Origin of the sequence: Agrobacterium sp. rho-8.1 (assembly GCF_033957725.1) — a bacterium.
In the GTDB taxonomy this organism is placed as follows: Bacteria; Pseudomonadota; Alphaproteobacteria; order Rhizobiales; family Rhizobiaceae; genus Agrobacterium.
The window spans coordinates 2103699-2126793 of the sequence record NZ_CP192788.1 but is presented as its reverse complement, the minus strand read 5'-3'; the positions used below and the strand labels follow the sequence as shown (position 1 = coordinate 2126793).

The 23095-nt window shown below is 57.7% G+C and carries 22 protein-coding genes; 11 read left to right on the top strand and 11 right to left on the bottom strand.

Annotated elements, in window-relative coordinates; genetic code table 11:
* Positions 1 to 17: 17 nt before the first annotated feature.
* The 4 genes from RMR21_RS10620 (at position 18) to queF (ending at position 2973) form a co-directional block, all read left to right on the top strand.
* A complete protein-coding gene (locus RMR21_RS10620) occupies positions 18 to 728 on the top strand; it encodes a TIGR02117 family protein (protein WP_498670136.1) in 711 nt (236 codons plus the stop codon).
* An 89-nt stretch (positions 729 to 817) separates the two neighbouring features.
* A complete protein-coding gene (locus RMR21_RS10615) occupies positions 818 to 1453 on the top strand; it encodes a LysE family translocator (protein ID WP_498667987.1) in 636 nt (211 codons plus the stop codon).
* Positions 1454 to 1587: 134 nt separating this feature from the next.
* Positions 1588 to 2505, top strand: coding sequence for a cation diffusion facilitator family transporter (locus RMR21_RS10610; protein ID WP_498667986.1), 918 nt, complete (start codon positions 1588 to 1590; stop codon positions 2503 to 2505).
* Between the two features lie 3 nt (positions 2506 to 2508).
* Positions 2509 to 2973: a preQ(1) synthase gene (gene queF, locus RMR21_RS10605; RefSeq protein ID WP_498667985.1), complete on the top strand. Its 465-nt coding sequence runs from the start codon at positions 2509 to 2511 to the stop codon at positions 2971 to 2973.
* A 17-nt stretch (positions 2974 to 2990) separates the two neighbouring features.
* On the opposite strand, the gene RMR21_RS10600 is transcribed toward queF, so the two are convergent.
* Positions 2991 to 3752, bottom strand: coding sequence for a DUF2076 domain-containing protein (locus tag RMR21_RS10600; protein WP_498667984.1), 762 nt, complete (start codon positions 3750 to 3752; stop codon positions 2991 to 2993).
* Positions 3753 to 3859: 107 nt separating this feature from the next.
* Positions 3860 to 4450 (bottom strand): HupE/UreJ family protein, encoded by a 591-nt coding sequence (locus RMR21_RS10595; RefSeq protein WP_498667983.1) that lies wholly within the window; start codon positions 4448 to 4450, stop codon positions 3860 to 3862.
* A gap of 220 nt (positions 4451 to 4670) precedes the next feature.
* On the opposite strand from RMR21_RS10595, the gene RMR21_RS10590 reads away from it, so the two are divergent.
* Complete coding sequence (locus tag RMR21_RS10590) at positions 4671 to 5252, top strand: ATP-dependent Clp protease proteolytic subunit (protein ID WP_498667982.1); 582 nt, start codon at positions 4671 to 4673, stop codon at positions 5250 to 5252.
* Positions 5253 to 5312: 60 nt separating this feature from the next.
* Here RMR21_RS10590 and RMR21_RS10585 read toward each other — a convergent pair whose 3' ends face one another.
* Both RMR21_RS10585 and RMR21_RS10580 read right to left on the bottom strand, forming a co-directional pair.
* Positions 5313 to 6872, bottom strand: coding sequence for a B12-binding domain-containing radical SAM protein (locus RMR21_RS10585; RefSeq protein WP_498667981.1), 1560 nt, complete (start codon positions 6870 to 6872; stop codon positions 5313 to 5315).
* A gap of 176 nt (positions 6873 to 7048) precedes the next feature.
* On the bottom strand, positions 7049 to 8110 hold the full coding sequence (locus RMR21_RS10580; protein ID WP_498667980.1) for an SDR family oxidoreductase: 1062 nt from the start codon (positions 8108 to 8110) through the stop codon (positions 7049 to 7051).
* A gap of 97 nt (positions 8111 to 8207) precedes the next feature.
* Here RMR21_RS10580 and RMR21_RS10575 point away from each other — a divergent pair, with 97 nt between their 5' ends.
* Complete coding sequence (locus tag RMR21_RS10575; RefSeq protein ID WP_498667979.1) at positions 8208 to 8585, top strand: winged helix-turn-helix transcriptional regulator; 378 nt, start codon at positions 8208 to 8210, stop codon at positions 8583 to 8585.
* An 8-nt stretch (positions 8586 to 8593) separates the two neighbouring features.
* Here the strand turns inward: RMR21_RS10575 and RMR21_RS10570 are convergent, their stop codons facing one another.
* Complete coding sequence (locus RMR21_RS10570; RefSeq protein WP_498667978.1) at positions 8594 to 9268, bottom strand: spermine/spermidine synthase domain-containing protein; 675 nt, start codon at positions 9266 to 9268, stop codon at positions 8594 to 8596.
* Positions 9269 to 9486: 218 nt separating this feature from the next.
* On the opposite strand from RMR21_RS10570, the gene RMR21_RS10565 reads away from it, so the two are divergent.
* The 3 genes from RMR21_RS10565 (at position 9487) to RMR21_RS10555 (ending at position 13118) form a co-directional block, all read left to right on the top strand.
* Positions 9487 to 10671 carry a benzoate/H(+) symporter BenE family transporter gene (locus tag RMR21_RS10565; protein WP_498670135.1) on the top strand — a complete coding sequence of 395 codons (1185 nt, stop codon included), beginning with the start codon at positions 9487 to 9489 and terminating at the stop codon, positions 10669 to 10671.
* 301 nt (positions 10672 to 10972) lie between these two features.
* Complete coding sequence (gene leuA, locus RMR21_RS10560; protein ID WP_498667977.1) at positions 10973 to 12688, top strand: 2-isopropylmalate synthase; 1716 nt, start codon at positions 10973 to 10975, stop codon at positions 12686 to 12688.
* A 139-nt stretch (positions 12689 to 12827) separates the two neighbouring features.
* Positions 12828 to 13118 (top strand): GIY-YIG nuclease family protein, encoded by a 291-nt coding sequence (locus tag RMR21_RS10555; protein WP_498670134.1) that lies wholly within the window; start codon positions 12828 to 12830, stop codon positions 13116 to 13118.
* A 136-nt stretch (positions 13119 to 13254) separates the two neighbouring features.
* On the opposite strand, the gene RMR21_RS10550 is transcribed toward RMR21_RS10555, so the two are convergent.
* Positions 13255 to 14220: a metallophosphoesterase family protein gene (locus RMR21_RS10550; RefSeq protein WP_498670133.1), complete on the bottom strand. Its 966-nt coding sequence runs from the start codon at positions 14218 to 14220 to the stop codon at positions 13255 to 13257.
* Between the two features lie 228 nt (positions 14221 to 14448).
* On the opposite strand from RMR21_RS10550, the gene RMR21_RS10545 reads away from it, so the two are divergent.
* Positions 14449 to 14847, top strand: a complete 399-nt coding sequence (locus RMR21_RS10545; protein WP_498667976.1) for an NUDIX domain-containing protein — start codon at positions 14449 to 14451, stop codon at positions 14845 to 14847.
* A gap of 1 nt (position 14848) precedes the next feature.
* Here RMR21_RS10545 and RMR21_RS10540 read toward each other — a convergent pair whose 3' ends face one another.
* Entirely contained in the window at positions 14849 to 15841 is a 993-nt protein-coding gene (locus tag RMR21_RS10540) for a glutathione S-transferase family protein (RefSeq protein WP_498667975.1), read from the bottom strand.
* Between the two features lie 294 nt (positions 15842 to 16135).
* Here RMR21_RS10540 and RMR21_RS10535 point away from each other — a divergent pair, with 294 nt between their 5' ends.
* Entirely contained in the window at positions 16136 to 16693 is a 558-nt protein-coding gene (locus RMR21_RS10535; RefSeq protein ID WP_498667974.1) for a GNAT family N-acetyltransferase, read from the top strand.
* Positions 16694 to 16851: 158 nt separating this feature from the next.
* On the opposite strand, the gene RMR21_RS10530 is transcribed toward RMR21_RS10535, so the two are convergent.
* The 4 genes from RMR21_RS10530 to RMR21_RS10515 are packed head-to-tail and all read right to left on the bottom strand — an operon-like array spanning position 16852 to position 23087.
* A complete protein-coding gene (locus tag RMR21_RS10530) occupies positions 16852 to 17274 on the bottom strand; it encodes a GNAT family N-acetyltransferase (RefSeq protein WP_498667973.1) in 423 nt (140 codons plus the stop codon).
* Positions 17274 to 19355, bottom strand: a complete 2082-nt coding sequence (locus tag RMR21_RS10525; RefSeq protein WP_498667972.1) for a hypothetical protein — start codon at positions 19353 to 19355, stop codon at positions 17274 to 17276. The genes RMR21_RS10530 and RMR21_RS10525 overlap by 1 nt, the downstream gene beginning before the upstream one ends.
* Before the next feature lies 1 nt (position 19356).
* Positions 19357 to 22170 carry a DUF4159 domain-containing protein gene (locus RMR21_RS10520; protein WP_498667971.1) on the bottom strand — a complete coding sequence of 938 codons (2814 nt, stop codon included), beginning with the start codon at positions 22168 to 22170 and terminating at the stop codon, positions 19357 to 19359.
* On the bottom strand, positions 22167 to 23087 hold the full coding sequence (locus RMR21_RS10515) for a DUF58 domain-containing protein (protein ID WP_498667970.1): 921 nt from the start codon (positions 23085 to 23087) through the stop codon (positions 22167 to 22169). Before RMR21_RS10515 ends, RMR21_RS10520 begins: the two co-directional genes overlap by 4 nt.
* Positions 23088 to 23095 lie beyond the last annotated feature (8 nt).

Genomic DNA, 23095 nt, shown 5'->3' with positions numbered 1-23095 from the left:
TCCAGACCGCGTGGATGATGCTGTTGAAATTCTTCAAATATCTTTGCATCGCCACGGCTCTGATCCTGATCAGCATTGTTGCTGGCACCGCGTTGCCTCGCCCTCTCATCGGCGAACATTCGACAAATGCGGAAGGCACGTCCCACCGTGTCCTGATTCTCAGCAATCCCATCCACACCGATATCGCCCTGCCTGTGGATGCGGAGCTGCTGATGCAATTCGGGTTTCTGCGTGATGGAAACCTGGAAATCGATTATCCCGGTGTTCGATATCTTGTCTTCGGCTGGGGTGGGCGGGCTTTCTACACGCAGACGCCGACATGGGCCGATCTGAAGCCGCTTCCGTTGTTGAAAGGCCTGACGCTTGATAATTCGGTCATGCATGTCGCGCTTGCCGGTGATATCCCAGTGACAGATGCGAGTGTCACGTCGCTTGATCTTTCGGGCGACGAATATCGGAAGCTGGTCGATTTCATCGTTGGCAGCTTCACCTATGCGCAGGAAAAACCAATCCCGCTGCTTGGACAATCCTATGGCAGGGACGATGCCTTTTTCGAAGCCAAGGGATATTTCAATGCCCTGCTCGGCTGCAACACGTGGACTGCGGCGGCGTTGCGATATGCAGGTCTGCAAACCGGATGGTGGACGCCGCTACCGCCGCTTCTCACCACGTCGCTGCGGCTTCACAATGATCAATCTGCTTTTTCCGACCTGACTTCAGCGCCGTGAATACACGCGTTTTTGCAGTTGACAAGATGATCATGCTTGTCCCAATTGTCTGATTATCTTCAGCTTTTCAATTGCGGACACGCGCTACGATGATCGACTTCCATCAGCTTTTACTGGTCTATATTGCATACATCATCGCCGTCGCCAGCCCAGGCCCCAGCAACATGACCATCATGGGTGTTGCTATGAGCCGTGGCCGCGCGCCTGCGATCGTTCTGGCAATCGGCGTCATCACGGGTTCGCTGTTCTGGGCAACACTCACGGCCACCGGCCTCTCCGCCGTTCTGGCGACCTATGCCAATGCACTGTTCTTCATCAAGATCGCAGGCGGCTTTTATCTGTTGTATCTTGCTTACAAATCGGCTCGATCGGCTTTTGAGCCTGCCGCAGCACAAGCGTTTCTAGTGACGCCCGTTGTTGGCCGCGCCGAATATCTGCAAATCTACCGTCGCGGATTGCTGTTGCATTTGACCAACCCCAAAGCCATTCTCGGCTGGATAGCCATCATGTCGCTTGGTCTGAAGCCCGGCGCGGGAGCATCCACCCTCGCGGCCATCATCGGCGGCTGCGGGCTGTTGGGCATCACCATTTTCTGTGGCTACGCCCTGCTGTTTTCAACCGCACCCGCAATCCGCATCTATCAACGCGCCAGGCGGTATATCGAAACCGTGCTGGCGTTGTTTTTCGGTTTTGCTGGCATAAAGCTGTTGATGGCAAGGATATGAGCCCCTTGACCTAGCCGTCACTTTAAATCATAGAAGCCGCACAAATGAACCGCCTGCACGAACCTCCGTGCGGGCGGTTCATGCGTTTTGGGATCCATTTCTGCAATTCATTCGCATCCGCACGGGGTTAGATCATGAACGAACAGGGGAACACGCTCGTCAGGAAACTGGCGTTCTGGGGCATACCGTTTTCCATCACCGTGCTCGGCCTCAAGCTTTTGGCATGGTGGGTCACGGGATCAGTGGCGCTGCTGTCGGATGGTCTGGAATCGACCGTCAACGTCGTTGCGGCGTTCATCGCCTATTTCGTTATTCGCTATGCACAAAAGCCTGCCGATGACGATCATCAGTTCGGGCACCACAAAGCGGAATATCTGTCGGCTGTGGTCGAGGGGGTGCTGATCGTCTTGGCAGCCCTCCTGATCGTGAAGGAGGCGTGGGGCGGCTTGATGGCGCCCCATTTGCCAGAAGCACCGGCACTTGGTCTTGCCATCAATGCCTTTGCCGCCATTCTCAACGGTATCTGGGCAACGGTGTTGATCCGTGTCGGCAAGAAGCATTCCTCGCCGGCGCTTCTGGCGGATGGTCACCACATCATGTCGGATGTCGTCACATCCGCCGGTGTTCTGATCGGTCTCGTTCTGGCGATTGCAACCGGCTACGCCATTCTCGATCCTGTGCTTGCCATCGTCGTTGCTATCAACATCCTGTTTCAAGGTTCCAAGGTCATCCTGTATTCGCTTGGCGGTCTCATGGACCGGGCGGTGGAGCCGGATGAAGATGAGGTCATCAAAAGGGCGATTGCGGAGAATTCCGCTGGCCTTCTTGGTGTGCACGATCTGAAGACCCGCAGGGCAGGGGCGGTCGCCTTCATCGACTTTCATGTCGTTGTTCCCTCGGCCATGTCTGTTGGCGCAGCACATGATATTTGCGACCGGCTGGAAGATGCCATAAAGGAGGCGGTGCCCGGCGCCGTGCTGGCCATTCATGTGGAGCCCGAGAGCGAACAGGCGCATGGCGTTCGGGTAGAGTTTCAAGAGCTAGGAGTTTGAACCATGTCAGTCACGGATGTATCCGGCCTGTCGCAACTGGGCGCACAAGTCGCTTCCCCTGAAAGCCCTGAAAAGGCTGTTCTGGAAAAAGTGCCAAACGGCAATGCGGGGACCGATTACGTCGTGCGCTTCACGGCGCCGGAATTCACGTCGCTGTGCCCGATGACCGGACAGCCGGATTTCGCCCATATCGTCATCGACTATATTCCGGGTGAATTTCTCGTTGAATCCAAATCGCTGAAGCTTTTTCTGCATGCCTTCCGCAACCATGGCGCCTTCCACGAAGACTGCTCGGTCTATATCGCCAAGCGACTGGTCGATCTTCTCCAGCCGAAATGGCTGCGCATCGGCGCTTACTGGTATCCGCGCGGCGGCATCCCCATCGATGTGTTCTGGCAGACGGGTGCGCCACCGGACGGCGTTTGGCTGCCGGAGCAGGGCGTCGCGACCTATCGCGGTCGCGGCTGAACCCGGTCCCTAGGCGGTTACACGAACGAACCGCCGTCGCCTGAATCGAAGTCCGTGTCGTCGCTACCGTTGTCGTAATCTGCCTGTTGTACGCCAGCGTCGTCGTCATTGCTGGCTACATCCTGCTGTGGCTTGTCGTCATCGCCATAGTAGTTGTTGATGACGGTTTCTTCGACCGGCGCCGTGCCGGTCCCGGCTCCGCCCACCGAAGAACCCCAGCCTGTTGATGCGACATGGTTGGAGAAAATACCACTCAGCGAATTGGCAAGCAGCATGCCGCCAGCCACGCCGGCGGCTGCGCCGAGGGCGCCTTGCAGGAAGCCACCACCACCACCGGGGCGACCACCGAATGCTGATGGCTGTTGGCCGCTCCAGGGGCCAGTCGGCTGGGGTGCGTCATTATTGTTTCGTCCCCATGGCCCCTGTGTTTGACCTGAGGTATCGTTTCGGTAGTTAGGTGGGGGCGCTGGTGAGGGTGCCTGTTGCTGGCCACCGCCGAAAATCGAGCTGAGGAAACCGCCCTGCTGTGCCTGCTGGGGTGCAGCGTTGCCGCTTTCCAATTGATGGATGCGGTCTTCAAGCTGGCGAATTTGCGCTGCCGCAGCTTCCAATCCCTTTTCCTGCACGATCACGGCTTGAGCAAGATAATAGGGGGAGGCGGGCTGATCCCGCACGGCTTGATTGATGAGCGCCTCAGCTTCCGCCTCGCGCGGCGTGGAGGACGCGGTCTTGACCCTGTCGAACAGGGATTTGAGCAGTTGGGTTTCTTCTGGGGACATCGGTAGCCTCCTTGGCATGTCGAGAAACGCACACCAAGGAGTTAGGGTTCAATTTCGGCTTTTAAAAGCTGCCCGATCCTTACATTTTTGTAAGGTTGATCTCGCGCTTATCCGCCGAAAACCAGCGAAAGCCCGGCAAGCGCGGTCAGGCCGCCAACGATGCGGGCTGCAACCGGACCAAGCCTTGCGATGGCAAGTCCAAGTACGATGCCGGCAAGATGCAGAAACGCCGTTGCGATCACGAATCCGACGCCGAATTGAAACGCACCAGCGCTACCCAACTCGCCGCCATGTGCGTGACCATGGAACAAGGCAAATACGCCGACAATCGTAGCTGCAACGCTGACGGGGACGCGTGTTGCCATGGCCACCAAAAGGCCCAGTGCAATGACGGAGGCTAGAATGGCCGGTTCGACCAAAGGCAGCTGGATACCACCCAGCGCCAGCAGGAAGCCGATGGCCATGGTGCCGACGAAAGCAGCGGGGATAATGAGGAGTGCAGCGTCCTTGCCCTTCGACATGGCGATCTGCGATGCCCATATGCCCACGGCGACCATGACCAGAATATGATCTGCACCAAAAAGCGGGTGGGAGAGACCGGCCATGAAAGAGCCGTGCTCTTCCGGATTTAGATGGGCAAACGCTGGCAATGCGGTAAGGCCAAGCGTTGCGGCGGCGAGTGAAAGTCTTTTGAACATCGTTCCCTCTCGAATATTTTACAGATGGAGCAAGCGGCGCTTGGGTCGCCAGTCAAAACCCCACAAAGAACGATATCGCAGTAACAAAGAGCCTGTCCATGCGTCATTTGACGGTGCCCTGTTTATTAAGCAGTTCCGCGCCTTGTCTTTTTCGCTCATTGTTTTACGAAACAAATCACACTATGTCCGGTAGGTAATGAAATACGTTGGAGACCTCCACATGAACGAAGACGAAGACGACAAGAGCAAGGAACTGCCGATCGGCAAGGAAACGGAAGCGAATCTTTTCAAGTCGCGTTCGATCTTCATCTATGGCGGCATCACGCAGGAATTGGCGCAGAAAGTTTGCACGCAGCTTGTAGCCCTTGCCGCGGCCAGCGATGAAGATATTCGCGTTTACGTGAATTCGCCCGGCGGTCACGTCGAGTCCGGCGACAGCATTCACGACATGATCAAGTTCATCAAGCCAAAGGTTTACATCATCGGTACGGGCTGGGTCGCGTCTGCCGGTGCTCTGATCTATGTCAGCGTTCCCAAGGAGCGTCGTCTCTGCTTGCCCAACACCCGCTTCCTGCTTCACCAACCATCCGGCGGCACGCGCGGTATGGCGTCAGATATCGAAATCCAGGCCCGCGAAATCATCAAGATGAACAAGCGCCTGATCAAGATTTTCTCCAAGGCAACAGGCCAGACGGAAGAAAAGATCGCCAAGGATATCGACCGCGATTACTGGCTGGGTGGTGAAGAAGCCAAGGAATACGGTCTGGTTGGTCGTATCGTTGAGAGCCAGTCTGAACTCTGAGAGTTCACAGTCGAATTTCCAAGCCCGCGTTGGTCTAGAGCCAGCGCGGGCTTTTTGTTTTTATGAGACGCCGGCCTGCTTCCTGTCGGCTGGCGTTGTCTCGATAACCTTGGTCCCGCGATGTGTGTCATTGGCACCTTCAGCGTGCTTGGGCGCGACCGGTGCCTTGCCAAACCACTCGGCCAGAGTCATCCGGCCGGTCTTCGGTGGTGGCTGGCGAATGAACTCCGCGATTTCCGCCCGCCATACTCTGAAGCTGAAACGGAAGCTCCAGCGCATGTGTTTGCGCAGTTCCCGGTCGCGGTGAAAGAGGATGCGCAACAGCGCACGTGGACGACAGTGAACGGCGACCTCCAGCAGTTTGACCATCGCAAAGATCATGGCCGGTGACAGGTGGCGTGACGACAGCAACTGGTGCCGGTAATCCCACTTGCTGCGGTCGGTTTCGATGACACGGCGCTCGCCGTTCTCTGCCGTCCAGTCGGACCAGCTGTGCGGCGTCAGATACATGGCATTCAGCAAATCCGGGTCGTAGAGGCTGATCTGGCGTAGGGCACGCAGGTAATCAGCGAACCTTTCTTCTTCGAAGCCGACGATGTGGCCGAGCATCGACAGAATGCCATGCTGCCTGAGAAGCGCGACCGCCTGCTGGTCTTCCCTTGTGGTTGAGCCCTTGCGGATGGCTGCAAGCGTCGTCGGATCCGTGGTCTCGATGCCCATCAGCACGCAGATCATACCGGCCTTCTTCATCAGGGGCAGAAGATCGGCATCCCGTACAATGTCTGTGGCGCGTATCGTTGCAAACAAACGCACCGGCACGTCTTCCTCGACAAGTGCCTCCAGAAATTCGCGCCAAAGCCGTTTTGAGGATGTCGGGTTTTCATCGGCGAGGTCTACAAAGCAAACGCCGTGGGTGCGATGCAGCCAGGCGATTTCGGCGGCAACCGCTTTGGGGGATCGATATCGCCAGCGGCTCCAGAACTGGTATTGGCCGCAATAGTTGCAGCGGTGAGGACAGCCACGCGAAAACTGGATAATGGCCGCGCGACCAAGGCCAAAGCATTGATAGAGGTCCCAGTTTTCGATCAGCTCCCACCCGATCCGCCAGTCATTAAGGTCCTTGATCGTGGCGGCAGGTCTGGTTTCGACATGACAGCCTTCTTGCCTGTGGACAATGCCTGGAACGGTGTCGGGTGACACGCCGTCTGAAAGTGCCTGCACCAGCGCTAGCGTGGTCGCTTCGCCTTCACCCTTGATGATGATGTCCACAGATGGTTCGCCAGCCATGATGGCCGAAGCGTGGTAGGTGGGATAAACGCCGCCGTAGACCGTCAACGCTTGTGGACAGGCGCGCTTGGCGGCATCGAGAACGAGGATGCAGGCGGGGTGGGCAGGGGTCGAGCCGGCGTGCCCTGTCATGACCATATCCGGCGCGAAATCGGCTATGGCATCTTCGATCTCATTCGCGTTCATATGATGGCGTTCCGCGTCGATCAGGCGGCATTCATGCCCGGCATCAATCAAAGGTCCGGCGACGCAGAGAAGGCCGAATGGGATCTGATGGCCAACGCCACGGGAGGTGAGAGAGATATAGGGTGGATTGACGAAGAGTATACGCATGACGGTTCCCTTCAGTGCTCGTCCGCCGGCACCATTGGTTCAGCGGCTACACCTTATTTACAACCATAAATAAATTTTTCTACCGGGCGTTTATGTCGTGGTGTCGACTCAGCGTCAAATAAAAAACCGCATTGGCTAGGCCAATGCGGTTGGGGTCGATGTAGATTGAAGTTAGTTCAAGGAATGAGACGGCTTTCCCGCAAGGATTTAAACAGAGCGAAAAACGCGTCGTCCGTCGGCTGATATTCCTTGAAACCCAAACGGCGGCTTTTGCCCATGTCGGTGACGACCTCGATGGGACGACCGAGATCGGCATCCGTGTGCCATGGCGATGCCAAGCGGTTGAGGTCGGGTTCGGCCAGATTTTCGCGCAGGGCGATTTCATTCCAGATGGGAGCGTCATTGGCCATTTGCTCGTCAAGCGGCATGACCGTGCCATCGAAAGGTGCGGCTTCGAGGCCGAACCAGTCGGCGATACGGCCCCACATCCAGCTCCAGCGGAAAACATCGCCGTTGACGACGTTGAAGGCTTCGTTTCTCGCCTCTGGCGTTTCAGCCGCCCATAGCAATTGCTTGGCCAGAAGATTGGCATCCGTCATGTCCGTGAGGCTGTTCCATTGCGCAGGAGAGCCCGGGAAGCGGAAGGGGCGGCCGGTTTCTTTGCACAAGGTTGCATAGACCGCCAGTGTCGTGCCCATATTCATCGCGTTGCCAACGGCCTGCCCGATTACCGTGTGGGGACGATGAACGCTCCACGAAAAGCCGTCGCGCTTTGCTGCGGCAAAGACCTCGTCTTCCTGGGCATAGTAGAAGTTTTCCACATCGAGACGGCCCTGTTCTTCGCGGAATGGCGTCTGTGGCAGCGTGCCTTTGCCATAGGCCTCGAATGGGCCCAGATAATGCTTCAGGCCGGTGACCAGCGCCACGTGACGTGTTGATTTGCCTGGGCTCAAGCCATCCAGCAGATTGCGGACCATGGCGGAATTGACGCGGATGTTTTCCGCCTCACTATCCTGACGCGCCCATGTGGAAATGAACACGGCGTCCGGGCGCACATTTTCCAGCGCCTTTGCCGTATCAACGGCATCCTGCAAATTGGCTGCAACGGGCGTTATTCCTTCCTGCTGGGTCGGCCTGCGAGACAACCCATGGACATTCCAGCCTTCCTTCAACAAAAGATTTGCCGTGGCGCTACCCACGATACCGCTTGCGCCCACAACCAGTGCTGATTTCACCATGATCTCTCTCCTTTTTTGTTGAGACATAACTAGGCATTCTCTGCACCGGCGTGTAGACGGCACTGATTGGGGATATGGATACCAAGAGGTGACCACGATGAAACCGGGAAGCCACGAAGCGGAATGGCGTGAGGATTGCGCGCCCCGACGCGTACTTGAACTTTTTTCCACCAAATGGACGAGCATGATTCTCCACACGCTGCACACCATTCACGAGGGTACGGCGCGCACCGGCGTGCTGGAGCGAAGCCTGCCGGGTATTTCCAAAAAAATGCTGACGCAGACGTTGAAGGAAATGGAGCGCACCGGGCTGGTGTCTCGCCATGTCTTCGAGACGAGACCGCCTGCCGTCGAATATCGGCTTACCGCACTGGGCAACCGTTTTGTCGAGCCGGTCGAAATGCTCTATGCCTGGGGCAGGGATAATGCCGATGCGCTGGACGCTTTGGGAGATCGCTCGACCTCCCGGCGCTGATAAGAGTGTCAGGCTTTGCTGGCCAGCCAGAGCGTATGGCGCGCACCGCCGCGCTTGCCATTGGCGCGAACACTGACCTCATCTGTCGCGAAGCCCGCCTGACGCAAGCGGCGCGTAAACGCAGCGTCCGGCCCTGAAGACCACACTGCCAGCACGCCTTTCGGTCGTAAGGAGGCTCTCGCGGACTGGAGACCCTCGCTATCATAGAGGCTATCGTTGGACGGACGCGACAGGCCATCGGGACCATTATCCACATCCAGCAGAATGGCATCGTAGGCGGCTTTTTTCGAGCGGATGAGAGCGCCGACATCTCCGACATGGATATCGACGCGGCCATCATCCAGCGTGCCCTTGTGCAGATCGGCCATCGGCCCACGCGCCCACTCGACAACGGCTGGCACCAGTTCGGCCACGGTGACGCTGGCGTCGGCTGGCAACACACCAAGCGCTGCACGCAAGGTGAAGCCCATGCCCAGTCCACCGATGAGGATGCTCTGGTTGGGACGACCCGAAATGCGCTCGCAGGACAGGGTTGCCAAAGCCTCTTCGGAACCGCTGAGACGGCTGTTCATCAGCTCGTTTGACCCGAGCATGATGGAAAATTCCTGGCCGCGCTGTTTCAGGCGCAGTTCGGTGCCATCACCGGGAATGGCTGCGCGGTCCAGTTCTATCCAAGGAAGCATCGGCGTTTCTCATCGTCTCGTTTGCAGGCGTCCTAACATGGGCTTGATGGTCAGAACAACATGGTACGGTCAAACCTGTTGTACTCAGCATCAAATCAAACGGTCCTGCCTTTGTGTTCTTGGATGCGTAACCGAACGGCGCGGCATCGTCTTGCCAGCGTGGTTGTTTTTTGATCTGGGGTAGGGATCTTTTGATGATCAATCTCCAGAGTCCCGTCATGCTGAAAGACTTCTCCGTTCAAAGCCTTTTTATGGGGTGCCTGACTGCTTTCGTCGGCTTCGCCAGCTCCTTCGCTGTTGTCCTTCAAGGGCTGAAAGGCGTGGGCGCGACTGATTTCGAGGCGGCGTCCGGTTTGATGGCGCTTTCGGTGTCGATGGGCATATGCGCCATTGTGCTGTCCTCCATAACCCGCCTGCCGGTCAGCATCGCTTGGTCCACACCGGGGGCGGCACTTCTGGCAACGACAGGCGTGGTCGAAGCCGGGTTTCCAGCCGCTGTCGGGGCGTTTATCCTTTGTGCGGCGCTGATCATTGTCGCTGGACTTTTCCGACCGCTGGGAAAAGCGGTGGCATCCATTCCCGCACCGCTCGCCAATGCCATGCTATCCGGCGTCATCATCGGGCTGTGTTTTGCGCCCGTCAAAGCTATCGGTTTCAATGCGGCGCTTGGTCTTCCGATCATTCTGGCATGGATCGTGGTTGGTGCTTTCAAGCGGCTCTGGGCGGTCCCGGCAGCACTGGCTGCCTTCGTGCTGGTGATGATTTTTGGCGTCGAGATACCGTCTGGCGCACTCGACAATGTCGTCCAGTCACTCACGCCACCGATGGAATTCGTCCTGCCGGTGTTCAACCTTCAGGCGTTGGTGTCCATCGCGTTGCCGCTGTTCATCGTGACCATGGCATCGCAAAATATTCCGGGCATCGCGGTCCTGAAGGTCAATCATTACGACCCCAAGCCGGGCCAACTCTTCGCCGTCACGGGTTTTTTCTCGCTGCTGTCAGCGCCATTTGGTGGACATGCCGTCAACCTTGCAGCCATAACGGCGGCCATGTGTGCGGGTGAGGACGCCCATGCCGATCCGAGGCGACGCTACTGGGCCTCACTGATCGGTGGCGTCGGTTATGTCATTCTGGGTCTTCTGGCGGGCGTGGTGACGGCATTCGTGGCCTTGGCTCCGCCCATTCTCATTCAGGCGGTCGCCGGGCTTGCCCTTGTCGGAGCCTTCTCCGGTTCAGCCGTCGCCGCCTTCAAGGAGCCCGAAACCCGCGAAGCCGCCGCGATCACTTTCCTCATCACCGCGTCGGGCCTGTCCTTCGGCGGCATTTCCGGTGCGTTCTGGGGACTGCTGGGCGGTGGATTGATGATGGCTTTGACCAGTTTCGTCAAACGCGCGAAAAACTAAAGATGCGCTTGCAACTGAATATTTCGCCCCCTATAAGATTCTTATGACCAACCGCATCGCAACCATTTTCGGCATGAGCACGCAGATTTCTGCGAAGCCTTCGCCGTGCGGTGCACTCTCGCTTCTTAGCCTCGACCTTACACGCGGTTGCCGGGTCCAGTGAGGAGCGCCCGGCGGCCGAAAGCCCGCTGGCACGAACGCTCCTCAACTCGAAATCTCATTTCATACTGGATTTAAGGCCCGTTTGGGCGCGCATTGGCGAAAGGCTTTTCAGCCCGCGATGCGTGGAAGGAGCAAGATTATGGACGCCAAGACCTCTCAGATTTCCAAGGGCATGCCGGATGCGAACGTGAAGTATCGCCCTTACCCGGTCATCGACATCAAGGACCGCACCTGGCCATCGAAAACCATCGACAAGGCACCGATCTGGTGTTCGGTCGATTTGCGTGACGGCAACCAGTCGCTGGTCAACCCGATGGGGCATGATCGCAAGGCGCGCATGTTCAAGCTGCTGCTGGAAATGGGCTTCAAGGAAATCGAAATTGGATTTCCTTCTGCCTCGCAGACGGATTTCGACTTTGCCCGTTGGTGCGTGGAGCAGGGCGGTGTGCCGGAAGATGTCTCCTTGCAGGTGCTGGTACAGTGCCGCCCGGAACTGATTACCCGCACGTTCGAATCACTGGAAGGTGCCAAGAACCCGATCATTCACTTCTACAACTCCACCTCCGAGTTGCAGCGTCGTGTGGTATTTGCCAAGGATGTACCTGGTATCAAGCAGATTGCTGTCGATGCAGCCAAGATGATTACCGATATGGCGGCCAAGGCCGGTGGCGGGTTCCGTTTCGAATATTCACCGGAAAGCTTCACCGGCACCGAGCTGGATGTGGCGTTGGAGATCTGCAACGCGGTCGTTGAAGTCGTGAAGCCGACGGCGGACAACAAGCTGATCCTGAACCTGCCATCGACCGTTGAAATGGCGACACCGAACATCTATGCCGACCAGATCGAGTGGATGTGCCGCAACATCGACAACCGCGAAAACGTCATCATTTCGCTGCATCCGCACAATGACCGTGGCACAGGCATCGCCGCCACCGAACTGGGCCTGATGGCGGGTGCTGACCGTGTGGAAGGCACGCTGTTCGGCAATGGCGAACGCACCGGCAACGTCGATGTAGTGACGCTGGCCTTGAACATGTACACGCAGGGCGTCGATCCTGAACTCAATTGCCGCGATATCGAGCACATCAAGTCGGTCTATGAGTATTCCAACGAGATGACGATCCCCGAGCGCCATCCCTATGTGGGTGAACTGGTCTATACGGCTTTTTCCGGCTCGCACCAGGATGCGATCAACAAGGGAATGAAGGCCATCAAGATTGCCAACCATCCCGTGTGGGAAGTGCCATATCTGCCGATCGATCCCAAAGACGTTGGTCGCTCCTACGAGGCGATCATTCGTATCAACTCGCAGTCCGGCAAGGGCGGCATCGCCTATATTCTGCAGCAGGATTACGGCATCAACCTGCCACGCAATCTGCAGGTGGAGTTCCGTGAGGAAATCCAGCGCATCACCGATGAGGAAGGCGTGGAATTGCCAGCCAAGCGCATCCATGAACGCTTCATCGAGCAATATGTAACGCAGCCGAATGCCCGCATCAAGTTCGTGGACCACCACACCTATCCGGCTGGTGACTACAAGGGCGTGCGCGTGGTGGCCGCCGAGATTACCGACAATGGCGAGATCAAGCGTATCGAAGGAAAGGGAACCGGTCCGATCGATGGCTTCATCAACGCGTTGTCCACTTACCTCGGCATCGACCTGTCTGTGAATGATTACTCCGAACATTCGCTGCAACACGGTTCCAACGCGTCGGCCATTGCCTATGTCGAGATGGAGCATCCCGATGGAAAGCTCTTCGGTGCGGGCGTCAACACCAACATCGTCGCCGCTTCGCTCGAAGCCATTGTTTCAGCCGCCAACCGGGTGTTGGATGAGCGTGCGCCGAAGGCGTAAGCACCCTCATTCCTGTGCTTGTCACAGGGATCCAGTTGCCGCGCGTCTGCGCGGCAGAGAGATGTTCCGCCCAGCGGTTATGGGCGGAAGTCTCAGCAGTTTTATTGAAATGCAATCATTAATTGTGCATTGTCGATGTATGAAAGGTTACGTCTATATCCTTGCATCGAAAAGAAATGGCACGCTTTACACCGGCGTGACAAAGAATTTATCCCATAGGCTTTTTGAGCATCAAAACGAACTGACTCCAGGCTTTAGCTCGAGATACGGTGTTAAAACACTCGTTTGGTTTGAAGAATATGACTTATTGACGAGCGCTATCACGCGCGAAAAAACGATCAAGAAGTGGCCCCGCCAGTGGAAAATGAACCTTATCGAAAATACCAACCCTGATTGGCAGGACATTTCCCACTATCTGCACGGTTTATGAGTTCGCCATGAATGGTTCGATGGGGAAAGATAAATTCGTAAATATGCTGATAAAAACCTTTCTTCCGTCATGCAGACGCATGGCCGCTGGATTCCTGTGACAAGCACAGGAATGAGGGAGTTCTTATCAACACCCCTTACTCCTCTTCCCCCTGTTCCACCGGATTGCTGAATCCAAGAGGTTTGCCGTTGGTGTAGAATACCCGCACGTCCTCCAGCTCCACGCCGGTACCTTTTTCATTCAGGCCAAAGCGCTCGCACGTCACGTTCCAGGTGCCGGGGCCACCGTCTATGTGGAAAAGATTGTACCCTGCGCGAGGCTTCTTGCCGCCGGGCCCTTGGCTCGTAGATGCGATGCCGACCACCGGCGTATGGTCGCGTCCCCGATGCGTGGTCAGCCAGTTGACAGTGTTGAGATGGGTGTGGCCGTGAAGCACGAGTTCCGCACCGCCCGTGCTTATAGCTGCGGCAAAGCGGCGAATGCCGATCATACGCTTATGCGCGGCCGCCGCGCCGCGAATGGGTGGATGGTGGATCATCACGACGCGAAACAGACCCTGTTCCGCGGCTTTTTTCAGCAGCTCCGCCGTGGCACGCGCTTGTCTTCGGCCGAAATACCCGGTGGCGGAAAAGGGTGGTGTAGCGATGGATGTCGAACACCCAATCATCGCTACCGGTCCGCGCACGCGCATGTAGGGGAAGATTTTGCGATCTTCGTCCCAGTTTTCCGGATCGCCGTCGCCGCGTACGAAGGGGTACCAGGCGGCCATGGCTTTGTCATGTGCGCCCGGGACGTAGGCATCGTGGTTGCCTGGGACGACGGAGACCTTCAGCGGATCGCCGATTTCCTCGAGCCAATCGGCTGCGGCACGGATTTCTATGCCGGTTGCCAGATTGACCAGGTCGCCGGTGATGGCAACATGGTCCGGCGCCTTGCTTTCCATATCGTCCACCACCTTTTCCAGCGTATCGCTGAAAAGGTGCTTGCGGCGGTTGAGCCGCCAGTTCACAAAGCCAAGGATACGCTTTGACGCAAGCTCACGGAAAGTGAGTTTGGGCAGCGGTCCGAGATGGATGTCGGAAATATGAGCGAGTTTGAACATGCGTTCAGACATAATCTATCCATGTTGGCGCGTACAATGCCAAGCCTCTATATTTCAAAGGGATAAGCGCTGAACGTCGAAGTGTGAAGCAGTATCTGGTTTATCTTCTACCAGTTGACGGAGAGTTGAGACGTGAATGAAAACCTTGGGCGTGGCGAAGGGTTCCGACGGTTGCTTCGAAATGTCGCCAAACGCTTGCTGCACACGTTTTTCTTTTTGAGTCGGGGAATGACGCTTGGTGTTCGTGGTGCCTGTTTCGATGCGCAGGGCCGGGTTTTTCTGGTGCGGCACACGTACATCTCGGGCTGGCATATGCCCGGCGGTGGCGTAGAGCGCGGCGAGACGTCACTGCAAGCGTTGCATAAGGAAATCCGCGAGGAGGGCAACCTCGTCGCGACAGCTACGCCGCAGCTTGTCCATGTCTATTTCAACAATCGCACAAGCAACCGCGACCACGTGCTGTTTTATCGCCTTGAGGTGGCGCAGACCGAAGCAAAGGTGCCAGACCGGGAAATCAGCGAGAGCGGATTTTTTCCGCTGGATGCGTTACCGGTGGGTACGACGCCCGCTACCCGCAGGCGCCTTGCGGAACTGACGTGCAACGGTGCACCGGATCATTGGTGGTAGCTTAATCCAGCCGTTGCCGATCATGCGCTCTGTCCAGATCAAGCTCCGGGCCGATGGGCACAATGCCGGTTGGGTTGATGGTTTTGTGGCTGCGGTAATAATGTTCTTTGATGTGTCGGAGATTAACCGTCTCGGGCACGCCTGATGTCTGGTAGAGATCGCGTAGATAACCTGTCAGGTTGGGATAGTCATGGATGCGGCGGATGTTGCATTTGAAATGACCGACATACACCGGATCGAACCGCACCAGTGTCGTGAACAGCCGCCAGTCAGCTTCCGTCTGTTGCGAACCCAGCAGGAAGCGCTTGTTGTCCAGTTGATTTTCCAAAACGTCCAGCGTTTCAAAAAGCTTGGTCGCGCTTTCCTCGTAGGCTTCCTGGGTGGTCGCGAAGCCTGCCTTATAGACGCCGTTGTTGACGGCGTCATAGATGCGATCATTCAACGTATCGATCTCCGCGCGAAGCGGTTCGGGATAATAATTTGCTTTTGATCCTGTCAGAGCGTCGAAAGCGCTATTGAACATGCGGATGATATCAGCCGATTCATTCGAGACGATCGTGTCCTTTTGCTTGTCCCAGAGGACCGGCACGGTAACACGGCCGGAATAGTGTGGGTCGGCTTTCGTGTAAACCTGCCACATGGCGGAAAAGCCGAAAAGATGGTCTTCCGTCGCGCCCGGGGTGCGTGCGTCATTCGCCTTGAATTCCCAGCCGTTTTCCAGCATCAGCGGATCAACCACAGAGATGGAAATAAGGTCTTCGAGCTTTTTCAATTTGCGGAAGATCAGTGTGCGGTGCGCCCACGGGCAGGCGAGGGATACATACAGGTGATAGCGATCTTTCTCAGCCTTGAAACCGCCCTCGCCGGAAGGGCCGGGCTCGCCATCTGATGTTACCCAGTTGCGAAATTGCGAGGCGCTGCGTTTGAAGTGGCCCTTGGTTTCCTTCGTGTCATACCAGACGTCATTCCAGACACCTTCCACCAGCATACCCATACGCTTATCTCCTTTACCTGTTAAACCGCACTCTAGGACATGGGCGCTCCTGGGCGAACCCCAAAAGGCGGTGAACAGTGCGTTTCGTTTTGTGCGATCAAGACGTCAATGACATGAGGGGCGGATTTGTTCTGGACGGACCGGAATATTCCTGATATCCGCCTTAATCACAATTCTGAGGGAATTTTGATTTATGACCGCAACACGGATGCTCCGACGACGCTGACGCTCCAAACGCCTTAACCGGCGCAGCCGTCACATCGTCCTATCCGTATCTAACGTTCCGGTCCCTTCATGTCCAAGCACGAACTGGTCTATCTTACCGAAGACGCGTCTCATGACGCCATTATCGAACTCATCAATGCAGAAGCTTTTGGCCCTGGCCGTCATACCCGTGCTGCTGCCCGCATCCGCGAGCAGGGACCACACGACCGTTCGATTTCCTATATCTGTGCAGATGATGGAGAGACGATTGCGTCTGTTCGCATGACACCAGTTCTGGCGGGTGGCGTCAAAGGGCACATGCTCGGACCTCTCGCCGTTCGTCCTTCTCACAAGTGCCTCGGCATCGGGCGCGAGCTTGTCCGGATCGCGATTGCCGCCGCCAAGCGCAAGGGGTCGGAAGGCGTCATCCTGATCGGCGATCCGCCATACTACATGCCGCTCGGTTTCGAGAAGGTGGCCTATGGCGCGCTGGATTTCCCCGGTCCCGTTGATCTGAACCGGGTCCTCGTCGTGCCCTTGGCGGGTGATGCGCATGAGCGTTTACAGGGCAAGATTGCGTGGCGGAATTGCGAAGAAGCGACAGTCGTGGAGCCGGTTCTTCCTGCGCTTCTCCTCGCAACGGGATGATAGCTTTGCTTTAAAGTCGAGTGAATGCAATAAAAGCCGTCGTCACTTCCGGCAGCTTTTATTCTGAGTCATAAGCCTTGAACCAACACGTTCGATTCCCACAATGTGACTAGAAAAAGGCGCAAACGGATGCTGGCAGACACAACAAGCGAGCGTGATTAGATAAACAGTTTCTTCAAATAACTCAGTGAGTCTGTGTCGCTGAAGTTCTCGATCTGGCCAAAGACCTCGTAACCGCATTTTTGATACACGACCAGCGCATCCAGGCTCATCGTATCGATCCAGGCGCCTTTGCAGCCGCGCTTGCGGGCTTCGTCTTCGGCCATGGCGAGCAATCTGGCGCCAAGGCCTTGGCCGCGCATGTCTTCCGGTACGAACAGCAGACGGGTGTAAAGCCAGCTGCGGGCGGTGTGGCCGCAAAGGCCGCCGATGACTTTGCCGTCTTCGTCGCGTAGCGAGATGACCAGTTCCTGCCAGTCGCTGGGGCCGAAACGAGCGAGGTTGTAGGCTTTCAGTGCCGTGAATACGGCTGCTTCGCTATCCTTGTCGGCAGCGTTACTGATGGTGATAACCGGTTCCATTATCGGCCTTCACGCCACCAAAGCGCCGAAAACGCCATGAGCAGTGCGGCAAGACCTGCAAAACCGGCAAAGAGCGGCAGCGTGTTGACGCCCTTCAAGACGGTCTCATCCGTCAAACGAATGAGCATCCGGTCATTATCCGCCACCCGCACATCGCCGCGCACGGGCAGGATGTCGGGCAGAACGACGCGGCCATCGTCATTGACGACACGATGAATGCTGCCCTTGGTCGCGTCAACGACGGGCTTCAATGGTTCGGTGGTGGAGATCATCGCCTTGAATTCTGGTGCATCGACTGCACCGACATGCACCAGAGTGGTGAAATCGCCATTGGTGATTTCGTAAAGGCCGGTTTCATCCATACGGCGTTCGATTTTGTATAGACCTGGCTCCGTTTGCGTGAACGCCATGGTTTCGGTCTTGCCAGTGGGAAACTTGACGATCGCATTACCGGGGTTGTCACCAATGGTCTGTCGCGTGATTTCCAGTGTACGACCGTTGGCCCGGGCTGTCAGCGCTTCCTCTTCGAGCTCGGGTTCCTTCATCAACCAATGAGCGATGCGGCGGTAAAGGCCCACATGTGGACCACCACCTTCAAAGCCACGCGCCCAAAGCCAGCCCTGGTCGGAGAGCAGCATGGCTACGCGGCCTTCACCCTGACGGTTCAGAACCAGCAGTGGGTCCTGTCCGTCGCCCAGCATCACGGTCTGGCCCTGCGGTTGCTCAACGCCGACAGTTCGGAACCAACGACCCCATTTCGGGGGCTCTTCGCCAGAACCCTCAAGGCCGCGTGTGACAGGGTGCTTCTTGCCTGCTTCGGAAAGGCGCGGATAAAAGGCTGCCTGATGCATCTCGCCCGTCGGCTGCGCTGGCAGAACGGATGCGAGCGGCGTCATGGCAATCGAGTCTTGTCCCGCATGTTCGGGGCCGGCGGCAATCAGAAGCGCCCCGCCTTTTTCGACATATTGGGCGATGTAATCATAATACAGGATCGGCAGCACGCCGCGATGCTGGTAACGATCAAAGATGATGAGATCGAAGTCCTCGATCTTGTCCACGAATAGCTCACGCGTCGGGAAAGCGATTAGCGACAGCTCGTTGATCGGCGTGCCATCCTGCTTTTCGGGTGGGCGTAAGATGGTGAAATGCACAAGGTCCACAGACGTGTCGGATTTCAGCAGGTTGCGCCATGCGCGCTCTCCCGCATGCGGCTCGCCTGACACCAGAAGAACACGCAGGTTCTGGCGAATGCCTTCGATGACGTGAACAGCGCGATTGTTGCTGGCGGTGACTTCACCTGATAGCTCAGCCACTGAAAATTCCATGACGTTGTTGCCGCCGCGAGGAACCTTGAAGCTGAAGGGAAGCGGCTGGCCGGGCGTGGCCTCGAGCCTCGCGATTTCCTCGCCATTCATTTTGACCGTGACTTCCGCTTGACCGCCTTGAGAGCGACCATCATCGAAGACGCGCAATGTCAGTTCTTGCTGCTCGTTGACGATGCCGAAGCGCGGTGCGCGGACCACTTCAATGCGCCGGTCGAATTCATCCGCACGCCCGGTAATCAGGCCGTGTATGGGCGCCTTGAAGCCCAGTGTTTGCTCAATATTGGGGGCGACGTTCGGAATATCGTGGATTTGTCCGTCGCTCAGGAAAATGGCCCCACCGACGCGCGATGGCGAAACATCCGAAACGGCTGCTGCCAGCGATGAGAACAGATTGGTAGCCGGGGCATCGCTGTTGGCGTCGTTCTCTACTTCCACGATACGTGGTTCGATGCGCGGGAAGCGGGCAAGGCGCTCCTTTAATGTCGCCAGTGCCTGATCGGTCTGCGCCGTGCGTTGTTGCACATCCTGGCTCTGCGAGCGGTCGACGATCACAGGAACAATGGTGGAAAGCGGGTCGCGTTCCTCATTCGTCAGAAGCGGATTGGAGATTGCGAGCAGAAGGGCAGCCAGTGCCAGACCACGCAACCAAGCCCCACGCACACCGCGCCAAAGACCGATAATGGCAAGGACGAAAGCGGCGGCAGCGAGAATGCCGATCGCGATCCACGGCAGGAAGGGAGCGAAGGTCAGTGTCATGCTATTGCCCCAACCGCTGGAGGATATCGGGCACATGCACCTGATCGGCTTTATAGTTGCCAGTCAGCATATACATCATGATGTTGACGCCGGTGCGGAAGGCATGTTCGCGCTGCACCTCATCGGGCGGCACGGTCGGCAGCACCGGCGCTCCATTGGCATCGACTGCCCATGCGCCTGCAAAATCATTGCCGGTGATAATGATGGGCGATACGCCATCGCCGGACGATGAAATACCTGAGGTCGTCTTTGCGGCATCCTGTCGAGATTCCACCCAAAGCGGACTGCCCGCGTAGCGGCCTGGAAAATTGTTCATCAGATAAAAGGAGCGCGTGAGGACATGATCCTTCGGCACGGGTTCCAGTGGTGGAATATCGACATTGGCCAGGATTTCCTGAAGACGTTTACCACTGGCGCTGGTGCCGCCCATGTTTTCGGCAGACGAGAACTGGTCGCGTGTATCGAAGAGCACTGTCCCGCCTGCGCGCATGTAAGCGTCGATACGGGAGATGGCAGCAGTTGAGGGCATGGGGGCAGTTGCCGAGATCGGCCAGTAGATGATCGGGTAGAAGGATAGCTCATCCTTCGAGATATCCAGACCCACCGGCTGGCCTGGCTCTAGGGTGGTGCGCCATGTCATGAATTCGGTGAGACCCTGCAAACCCTGCTCAGAGACGCGGTCGACATCGTCCTCACCGGTGCGGACATAGGCAAGATGTGTCGTATCAAGCCGCTCGAAAATAGCGTCGTCACCCGGCTTCGGATCGTCGGCCCGGGCTGTATTGGGCGAGAGGACCGTCAGGCCTGCCGCAAAGGCGAGCAGGATCCCCGCAGCGAATGAACGGCCACGTGGCAGGCGCGAAAAGACGCCATTCATGAAGAGAATGATGAGCGTATCGGCAAACAGCATCAGAAGGGCCGCAATGAAGAGGGCAGGACGGAGCGATCTCGCGGCCTCGCCAACGAGACCTTCCCGCGTGGTGGCCGTGCCCGCCAGCGCGGTGTCCATCGGGCGGAGCGTGGCATTCGGAGGCAACAGGTTGAGCGCGACGAAACCGGATTCAGTGCCGTAAAGACCGGGAGGATTGTCGAAGCTGGCGCGTGGGGCTTGGCCGGGTTTCGTCTCCAGCGGGCGGGCGGTGCCGATTTCTGGCGACAACGAACCTGTCGCCGTCAGCAGGCGATAGGGCGATAAGGCGGCGGCCGGTGCACTGGCAGACGCTGATGAGCCGCCGACTTGCGAAAGCTGAACGATGCGGCGCAACATTTCTACGAAGTGACCGGAGATCGGCAAATCCGACCAACTGGCTTCTGCGCTGACGTGGAACAGGACAATGCGGCCTGCATCGACGTTGCGGGTGGTGACCAGAGGCGTGCCATCGGCAAGGCTTGCCCATGTACGTTCAGAAAGATCAGGTGTCGGCTCGGCCAAAACCTGCCGCTTGATTTGTATACCATCTGCTCTGGGCATGCCAGCAAAGGGGCCGAAATTCGGGAAATCCGCTAGCGGCTGAGGCTCTGCCCATGACAAGGCGCCGCCGAGCGCGCGTTCGCCCTGACGCAATGTCACTGGTACCAGCGGGTCATCGGCAGGAGCGGCGGCGAGGCGTGGTCCTGCAAAACGAATCAGCGTGCCGCCGCGCGACAGCCAACGCTGGATAGGCGCATAGGTTTCCTGCGGCAGTCGACCAATATCGGCCATGACGATAACAGACGGATTGGATTGTAGAAGTTCAGGAATCGCAACGGCGAGGTCGGCCTGTCGCTGCGGCACCAGATCGACGTAGGGCTGAAGCGCGCGGCTAATATAAAACAACGGCTGGAGCAGTGGCTGGAAATCGTTGCCAGTTTCGCCGGCCAGCAGCGCCACACGGCGACGTCGGAAGCCGTCATCCAATAGATGCACCGAGCCTGCGGTTGCCAGCCGGTCGACGGAGAGGCGGGCAAAGTCGTTTCGCAGTTCAAAGGGCGCGCTCAACACAGCGGTGGTTTCCGCCGCACCGGGAGCGAAGGTTGCGCTGTTGCTGGCGAGAATCCGGCCCTGACTATCCTGTGCGTTGACCGTGAGGCTGGCTGGGCTGCTGGCATCGAGACGGGAGAGCGAAACGGTCATGGTTTCAGCGCCATTGTCCGCGCCCGTAATGGCCGTTATCCCCTGTCCATCGCCCTCGACCATACGAAACTCTGAGGTTTTCACGGCGGCAAGGCTGCTCAGCGCTGTTTGATCGCCGGGGGTTGCAACGCCATCGGTGATATAGGCCAAAGTACCGGGTGCTGCGCCATTCATGGCTTCGCTGACGGCCTGGGCCGCGCGAACGCGGTCCGGCACCAGGGGTTGCGGTTTGGCGGCAGCCAGCTTTTCCAGTGCGATCGCCGTTGTGCCGGGTTCTGCATCATGGTCACGGTCTGCTGTGAAGGTTATGGAAACGGGGCGTTCGGCTCGCTCGGCATCTCCGATCAGAGCCTGCGCGGTCTGCACGCGGCGGTTCCAATCCGGTGCCGCCGCCCAGCCATTGTCCACGATCAACACCAGCGGGCCGTCGCCTGCCAGTGTGTTGTTCCGTGGGTTGACGACGGGATCGGCCAGCGCGAAAATAACCGCAGCGGCAAGCAGCATGCGTAAGAGCGTTAGCCACCAAGGGCTTTTGGAGGGCGTTTCCTCGCGCTTCAGCACCGTTGCGAGAATGCGCAGCGGCGGAAATACTTCCGCCTGCGGGCGTGGCGGTGTCAACCGCAACAGCCACCAGATGGCAGGGAGCGCCAGAAGGCCGACGAGAATAAACGGACTGGTGAAAACGAAGGGCAGGGCGCTCATGTCCTTCCTCCGTTTTTGCCGGTAGACGGCGTGCCGGACAGATACATGTGCATGGCCACAAGTGCTTCGGACGCGAGATGATCGGTGCGGTGGAACACGAAATTCCAGCCCAGGCGACGAAGCGAAGACGATAACGCATCACGTCGTGCGAGATAGGCGCGGGTGTAGTCGTCGCGAATGGTTTCGGCACGGCCGGATGTCAGCTTCTCGCCGGTTTCGGGGTCGGAAAATTCGGTGCGACCACTGTAGGGGAAGACCTCTTCGGCAGGGTCGGCAATTTCTACCACATGGCCTCGCATGCCTCGGCGCGCCAGTGGCGATAGGCGTTCCATGATGGTTGTCGCATCATCCAGAAAGTCACCGATTACCACGAGATCGCTGGAGCCACGGATCATCGCAGTGTCGGGCACGCCCGTGGTCGCAGGCGCGTGCATGATGGCGGTTGCAAGGCGCTCGGCGGCATTGCGTGCCGACACTGGCTCCATAATGCCGGGACAACCGATACGCTCGCCGGAACGCGCCAAGATTTCCGCCAGCGCCAGCATCAGAACAAGCGCACGGCTTTCCTTGGAAACAGAGCCGAGCGTCGATTTGAACATCATCGATGGCGAGAGATCGGCCCAGAGCCAGATGGTGTGCGCTGCTTCCCATTCCCGGTCGCGGACATAGGTATGGTCGTCGCGGGCAGAACGACGCCAGTCGATACGTGACAGGCTTTCGCCGTCCGCATAGGGGCGAAACTGCCAGAAGTTCTCGCCGATGCCGCGTTTGCGACGGCCATGCCATCCGGCGGTCACGGTATTAGCGATGCGTTTGGCTTCCACCATGCAATCGGGAACCAAGGCCGCACGCTGTCGGGCACGGGCAAGGACGTCACTGCCGTGCGTCTGCTCTACGATCTGGCCGATGGATGCCACATGCACTC

What these genes read in the sequence shown, in the direction of transcription:
- RMR21_RS10590 (WP_498667982.1), top strand. Translation starts at nt 4,671, where the DNA reads ATGAACGAAGACGAAGACGACAAGAGCAAGGAACTGCCGATCGGCAAG.
- RMR21_RS10570 (WP_498667978.1), bottom strand. Translation starts at nt 9,268, where the DNA reads ATGCTTCCTTGGATAGAACTGGACCGCGCAGCCATTCCCGGTGATGGC.
- RMR21_RS10580 (WP_498667980.1), bottom strand. Translation starts at nt 8,110, where the DNA reads ATGGTGAAATCAGCACTGGTTGTGGGCGCAAGCGGTATCGTGGGTAGC.
- RMR21_RS10585 (WP_498667981.1), bottom strand. Translation starts at nt 6,872, where the DNA reads ATGCGTATACTCTTCGTCAATCCACCCTATATCTCTCTCACCTCCCGT.
- RMR21_RS10620 (WP_498670136.1), top strand. Translation starts at nt 18, where the DNA reads ATGCTGTTGAAATTCTTCAAATATCTTTGCATCGCCACGGCTCTGATC.
- RMR21_RS10535 (WP_498667974.1), top strand. Translation starts at nt 16,136, where the DNA reads ATGTCCAAGCACGAACTGGTCTATCTTACCGAAGACGCGTCTCATGAC.
- RMR21_RS10545 (WP_498667976.1), top strand. Translation starts at nt 14,449, where the DNA reads ATGACGCTTGGTGTTCGTGGTGCCTGTTTCGATGCGCAGGGCCGGGTT.
- RMR21_RS10600 (WP_498667984.1), bottom strand. Translation starts at nt 3,752, where the DNA reads ATGTCCCCAGAAGAAACCCAACTGCTCAAATCCCTGTTCGACAGGGTC.
- leuA (WP_498667977.1), top strand. Translation starts at nt 10,973, where the DNA reads ATGGACGCCAAGACCTCTCAGATTTCCAAGGGCATGCCGGATGCGAAC.
- RMR21_RS10565 (WP_498670135.1), top strand. Translation starts at nt 9,487, where the DNA reads ATGCTGAAAGACTTCTCCGTTCAAAGCCTTTTTATGGGGTGCCTGACT.
- RMR21_RS10555 (WP_498670134.1), top strand. Translation starts at nt 12,828, where the DNA reads ATGAAAGGTTACGTCTATATCCTTGCATCGAAAAGAAATGGCACGCTT.
- RMR21_RS10615 (WP_498667987.1), top strand. Translation starts at nt 818, where the DNA reads ATGATCGACTTCCATCAGCTTTTACTGGTCTATATTGCATACATCATC.
- queF (WP_498667985.1), top strand. Translation starts at nt 2,509, where the DNA reads ATGTCAGTCACGGATGTATCCGGCCTGTCGCAACTGGGCGCACAAGTC.
- RMR21_RS10520 (WP_498667971.1), bottom strand. Translation starts at nt 22,170, where the DNA reads ATGAGCGCCCTGCCCTTCGTTTTCACCAGTCCGTTTATTCTCGTCGGC.
- RMR21_RS10595 (WP_498667983.1), bottom strand. Translation starts at nt 4,450, where the DNA reads ATGTTCAAAAGACTTTCACTCGCCGCCGCAACGCTTGGCCTTACCGCA.
- RMR21_RS10525 (WP_498667972.1), bottom strand. Translation starts at nt 19,355, where the DNA reads ATGACACTGACCTTCGCTCCCTTCCTGCCGTGGATCGCGATCGGCATT.
- RMR21_RS10530 (WP_498667973.1), bottom strand. Translation starts at nt 17,274, where the DNA reads ATGGAACCGGTTATCACCATCAGTAACGCTGCCGACAAGGATAGCGAA.
- RMR21_RS10575 (WP_498667979.1), top strand. Translation starts at nt 8,208, where the DNA reads ATGAAACCGGGAAGCCACGAAGCGGAATGGCGTGAGGATTGCGCGCCC.
- RMR21_RS10540 (WP_498667975.1), bottom strand. Translation starts at nt 15,841, where the DNA reads ATGGGTATGCTGGTGGAAGGTGTCTGGAATGACGTCTGGTATGACACG.
- RMR21_RS10610 (WP_498667986.1), top strand. Translation starts at nt 1,588, where the DNA reads ATGAACGAACAGGGGAACACGCTCGTCAGGAAACTGGCGTTCTGGGGC.
- RMR21_RS10550 (WP_498670133.1), bottom strand. Translation starts at nt 14,220, where the DNA reads ATGTTCAAACTCGCTCATATTTCCGACATCCATCTCGGACCGCTGCCC.